Below are 5,255 nucleotides of genomic sequence, written 5' to 3'. Positions count from 1 at the left end.
TGCACCCTTGAGGGGCTGCCGGTCGGCATACTCTCTGCGCACCGCCATCAGCCCCGGCATTTCGGTTTCGGCGATGGAAATTTCCCGGAAACCCCACTCGGCGAGGCTGATATCGGCAACTTTATAATCTTTCATGGTGGTCATGCTGGTATTCCTTTTCGCTTCGTAGGTTACAGCGCCGCTTTGAGGTCGGCGGCCTTGTCGGTTTTTTCCCAGGTGAAATTGTCCAGCTCGCGGCCAAAGTGGCCGTAGCTGGCGGTGGCGCGATAGATGGGGCGCTTCAGATCGAGCATCTCGATCAGGCCGCGGGGGCGCAGGTCGAAATGCTCGCGCACCAGGTTGGCGATTTCGTCGTCGCTCAGTTTGCCGGTGCCGAAGCTGTTGATGCTGATGGAGGTGGGCTCGGCCACGCCAATGGCGTAGGACACCTGGATTTCACAGCGATCCGCGAGGCCGGCGGCGACGATGTTCTTGGCCACATAGCGGCCCGCATAGGCGGCGGAGCGGTCCACCTTGGACGGATCCTTGCCGGAGAAGGCACCGCCGCCGTGGTGGGCCATGCCGCCGTAGGTGTCGACGATGATCTTGCGCCCGGTCAGGCCGCAGTCACCCATCGGGCCGCCGATAATGAACTGCCCGGTGGGGTTGATGTGGTACTGGGTGCCCGCATGCAGCCATTCCTCCGGCAGCACGTGCCGGATGATTTCCTCCAGCACGGCCTCTTTCAGGTCGGACTGGGAAATGTTGGGGGCGTGCTGGGTGGACAGCACCACCGCCTCCACCGCCACCGGTTTGCCGTCGGCGTAGCGCAGGGTCACCTGGCTCTTGGCATCCGGGCGCAGCCAGGGCAGCACGCCGTGTTTGCGCAGGTGGGCCTGGCGCTCCACCAGCCGGTGGGCGTAGTAGATGGGGGCGGGCATCAGGACTTCGGTCTCATTGGAGGCGTAGCCGAACATCAGGCCCTGGTCGCCGGCGCCGAGGTCTTTGGCCTCGCCCTCGTCGACACCCATGGCAATATCGCCGGACTGTTTGCCGATGGCGTTGAGCACCGCGCAGGAGGCGCCGTCAAAGCCCACCTCGGAACTGTCGTAGCCGATGTCGAGGATCACCTGGCGGACGATGTCTTCCAGGTCCACATAGGTGTTGGTGCGCACTTCACCGGCAATGATCGCCATGCCGGTTTTGACCATGGTTTCCACCGCTACCCGGGAGTGCGGGTCGTCTTTGAGGATGGCATCCAGCACCGCGTCGGAGATCTGGTCGGCCATTTTGTCGGGGTGGCCCTCGGAGACGGATTCCGAAGTGAAAATACTGTAAGTCGACATAGTCAAAGGTTCCTGTCGTCAATCATCAGGGAGTTACCGGCTGTTGCCAGCCGTTGTTAAGGGTTTGAAAAACTGTCGCAGCTGGATCTGGAAACCGTTGCGCTGGGCCAGGAACAGGCTTTCGCCGGCACTGAGGCCCGCCGCCGCGGCCCACTCGCTCAGGTCTTCCGGGTCGAAGCCCAGCCACAGGTCACCGCAGGATTCCCGCGCCCAGCTCTGGTCGTGGTGGCACAGTTCCGTGACCAGCATGGTCCCGCCGGGGGATAACAGCTGCGCCAGATCGGCAAAAATCTGCGCCGGATCCGGCGTGTGGTGCAACACCATATTGAGGGTGATGCAGTCCGCCCGCAGCTCCTGCTCCAGGGCCCATGCGGTATCGCCGTGCACGAGCTGGACATTGTTCAGTTGCTGTTCGTCGACCAGTTGCCGGGAGCGGCTGAGCATCTCCGCGGAGCTGTCCAGGGCGACGACTTCGTGGAAACGGAGGGCCAGGGCGGGCAGGAAGCCGCCCTCGCCCGGACCCACCTCGAGAACCCGCCGGCGACTGCCGGGGGTGGCGTCGAGGAATTCGGTGACCGGTTCGCCGTATTGATCGAAGCTGGCGATCAGATCCTGGTTGACCCGGAAGCGCTCGGCGTTCTGCTGGAAAAAATTGCGGGAGGCCTCGGTGCGCTCGCGGTTGACGGACTGGATGCGCTGCTGGATCGATGTCGAAAGCGCGAGCCGGTCGATTTTGGCAAACAGCGCCCGTTGCAGTTCCTGGCGAGTTGGGTCTTCCGGGGCGGGCGCGCGGCGGTAGAAAATGCTGTTGCCTTCGCGGCGGGTGGCCACCAGGCCGGATTTGGCCAGGATCTTCAGGTGGTGGCTCATGCCGGACTGACCGGTATCGAAAATCTGGCTCAATTCCAGCACGCCATAGGCGTTGTGATGCAGCACCCGTAGGATTTCCAGGCGCAACGGATCCCCTGCCGCCTTGCAGAAGGCGGCCAGTTCATCGCTGTCCGAACGGGGGGCCGGCAGGTCCATTTGGCTGAGTGCGGCGGTCATGGTGGGGACTTTAGCACAGCATCATATCTATATCAAAAAACTTTGATATAGATAAAGCCGCCCGATGGCTGTTTACTGAGCAGCTTGAGTACGAGAAAATAGCGCCCCTTTTTCCAACCCCCGACCTACCCTGCAGGAGCTAGTCCCAGATGCCTTCCAGACGAGATTTCGCCAACGCGATTCGTGCACTCAGTATGGACGCTGTACAACAAGCCAACAGTGGTCACCCCGGCGCGCCCATGGGCATGGCGGATATCGCTGAAGTGCTGTGGAACGATTACCTGGTGCACAATCCGGCAGACCCGGCCTGGGCCAATCGCGACCGCTTCGTGCTCTCCAACGGTCACGGCTCCATGCTCTTGTACTCGCTGCTGCACCTGACCGGCTACGATCTGCCCCTGGCGGAACTGAAAAATTTCCGCCAGTTGCACTCCCGCACCCCCGGCCACCCGGAATACGGTTACGCGCCGGGAGTGGAGACCACCACCGGACCACTGGGGCAGGGGATCAGCAATGCAGTGGGGATGGCGCTGGCCGAGAAAGTGCTGGCCGCCCAGTTCAACCGCGCCGGCCACCAGCTGGTGGATCACTACACCTATTGCTTCCTCGGCGACGGCTGTCTGATGGAGGGGATTTCCCACGAGGTCTGCTCCTTTGCCGGCACCCAGAAACTGGGCAAGTTGATCGCCTTCTACGACGACAACGGCATTTCCATCGATGGCGAGGTGGAAGGCTGGTTTACCGATAACACCCCCGGCCGCTTTGAGGCGTACGGCTGGCAGGTGATTCCCCATGTCGACGGCCACGATCCGGCGGCGATCAAGGCGGCCATTGAAATGGCCCGGCTGGAAACCGACAAGCCGACGCTGATCTGCTGTAAAACCATTATCGGCTTCGGCTCCCCCAACAAACAGGGCAAGGAAGAGTGCCACGGTGCGCCCCTGGGCGCCGACGAAATCCTGCTGGCCCGGGAGCAGCTGGGCTGGAATCACGGTCCCTTTGAAATCCCCGAGGATATCTATGGCGGCTGGAATGCCCGCGGCAAAGGCGCCAAGGCGCAATCCGCCTGGCAGGAAAAATTGGAACGCTACCGGGCCGAATACCCGGAACTGGCCGCTGAATTCAGCCGCCGGGTCAAGGGTGAGCTGCCCGCTGGATTCGCCGCCGCCGCCGATGCCTATATTCGCCAGTGCCAGCTGGCGATGGAGAAGGTGGCTTCCCGCAAGGCCTCGCAAAACTGCCTCAATGCCTATGGTCCGCTGCTGCCGGAACTGCTGGGGGGCTCCGCCGACCTGGCCGGTTCCAACCTGACCCTGTGGTCTGGCGCCAAGGGTGTCAGCGGCGATGATGCCTCCGGCAACTACATCTATTACGGCGTGCGCGAGTTCGGCATGAGCGCCATGATGAACGGTATAGCCCTGTACGGCGGTTTTATTCCCTATGGCGCCACCTTCCTGATGTTTATGGAGTACGCTCGCAACGCCGTGCGCATGGCCGCGTTGATGAAACAGAAGAGCATTTTTGTCTACACCCACGATTCCATCGGGCTGGGTGAAGACGGCCCCACCCATCAGCCGGTGGAGCAGCTCACGGCATTGCGCGCCACCCCCAATCTGCACACCTGGCGTCCCTGCGACACCGTGGAGTCGGCGGTGTGCTGGAAGCAGGCACTGGTGCGCAAGGACGGTCCCAGCGCACTGATTTTCTCCCGCCAGAGCCTGGTGCCGATGTCGCGCAACGATGCGCAACTGGCCAACGTCCAGCGCGGTGGCTACGTGTTGAAAGACTGTGAGGGCAAGCCCCAGGCGATACTTATCGCCACCGGTTCCGAGGTCGGTCTGGCCATGGATGCCGCCGGAGAACTGCGCGCCAAGGGCGTGGCGGTGCGGGTGGTCTCGATGCCATGCGCCGAAGTGTTCGACGCCCAGGACTCCGCCTACCGCGACAGTGTCCTGCCGCCCCAGGTGCGGGTGCGCATCGCCGTGGAAGCCGGCCACAAGGATTACTGGTACAAATACGTGGGGATCGATGGCCGCGTGGTGGGCATGTCCACCTTTGGCGAATCCGCCCCGGGCGAGCAACTGATGAAACAGTTCGGTTTTACCGTGGAAAATGTGGTGGAGGCGGTCAACGCAGTATTGTGACTGACACTGGCTGGCAGAGACTCATCCCGGGCGGGCGGCGCCTATGATCCGCGCGGCGATTAACGGCTACGGTCGTATCGGTCGCTCGGTGCTGCGGGCGCTGTATGAATCCGCCGCGCGCGACCACATTCAGGTGGTGGCCATCAACGAGCCGGCGGACTGCAAGACCATTGCCCACCTGACCAAATACGATTCCACCCACGGTCGCTTTCCCGGCGCCGTGGCGGTGGATAACGATGTGTTGACCGTCAACGGCGATGCCATTGCCATCTACCACAGTGCAGATATTGACTCGCTGCCCTGGGCTGAGCTGGGCGTGGATGTGGTACTGGAGTGCAGCGGCGCCTTCGCCGACCGCGCCACCGCCGAGCGACACCTTCAGGCGGGGGCCGCAAGGGTATTGTTTTCACAACCGGCGGAGCCCTCGGTGGACGCCACCGTGGTGCTGGGCATCAATGAGCATCTGTTGACCGGCCGGGAAACGGTGATTTCCAACGCCTCCTGTTCCACCAACTGTGTGATTCCGGTAATCGATACGCTGCACCGGGCCTTTGGTGTGGAGGGCGGGGTGATCACCACCATCCATTCGGCCATGAACGACCAGCCGGTGATCGATGCCTATCACCATACGGATTTGCGCAAGACCCGCGCCGCCATGCAATCGATTATCCCGGTGGACACCGGGCTGGCGCGCGGCATCGACCGCCTGTTGCCGGAGCTGAGCGGGCGTTTTGAAGCC

At 62.6% G+C, this 5,255-nt stretch carries 5 protein-coding genes; 2 read left to right on the top strand and 3 right to left on the bottom strand.

Features of this window, described 5'->3' with window-relative positions:
* The 3 genes from ABY948_RS11000 to ABY948_RS10990 all read right to left on the bottom strand — a co-directional run.
* Positions 1-135, bottom strand: a 135-nt coding sequence (locus ABY948_RS11000) for an adenosylhomocysteinase (RefSeq protein WP_461482582.1), incomplete at its 3' end; no start/stop codon positions are given.
* Between the two features lie 35 nt (positions 136-170).
* Positions 171-1,325: a methionine adenosyltransferase gene (metK, locus tag ABY948_RS10995; protein ID WP_461482581.1), complete on the bottom strand. Its 1,155-nt coding sequence runs from the start codon at positions 1,323-1,325 to the stop codon at positions 171-173.
* A gap of 33 nt (positions 1,326-1,358) precedes the next feature.
* Positions 1,359-2,372, bottom strand: coding sequence for a metalloregulator ArsR/SmtB family transcription factor (locus ABY948_RS10990; protein WP_461482580.1), 1,014 nt, complete (start codon positions 2,370-2,372; stop codon positions 1,359-1,361).
* Positions 2,373-2,521: 149 nt separating this feature from the next.
* Between ABY948_RS10990 and tkt the strand changes: the two genes are divergently transcribed.
* Together tkt and ABY948_RS10980 are read left to right on the top strand one after the other, a co-directional pair.
* A complete protein-coding gene (gene tkt / locus ABY948_RS10985) occupies positions 2,522-4,516 on the top strand; it encodes a transketolase (RefSeq protein WP_461482579.1) in 1,995 nt (664 codons plus the stop codon).
* A 43-nt stretch (positions 4,517-4,559) separates the two neighbouring features.
* Positions 4,560-5,255, top strand: a 696-nt coding sequence (locus ABY948_RS10980) for a glyceraldehyde 3-phosphate dehydrogenase NAD-binding domain-containing protein (protein WP_461482578.1), incomplete at its 3' end; no start/stop codon positions are given.

Origin of the sequence: Porticoccus sp., from assembly GCF_041592135.1 — a bacterium.
In the GTDB taxonomy this organism is placed as follows: domain Bacteria; phylum Pseudomonadota; class Gammaproteobacteria; order Pseudomonadales; family Porticoccaceae; genus Porticoccus.
This window is presented reverse-complemented; position numbering and strand designations above follow the sequence as displayed.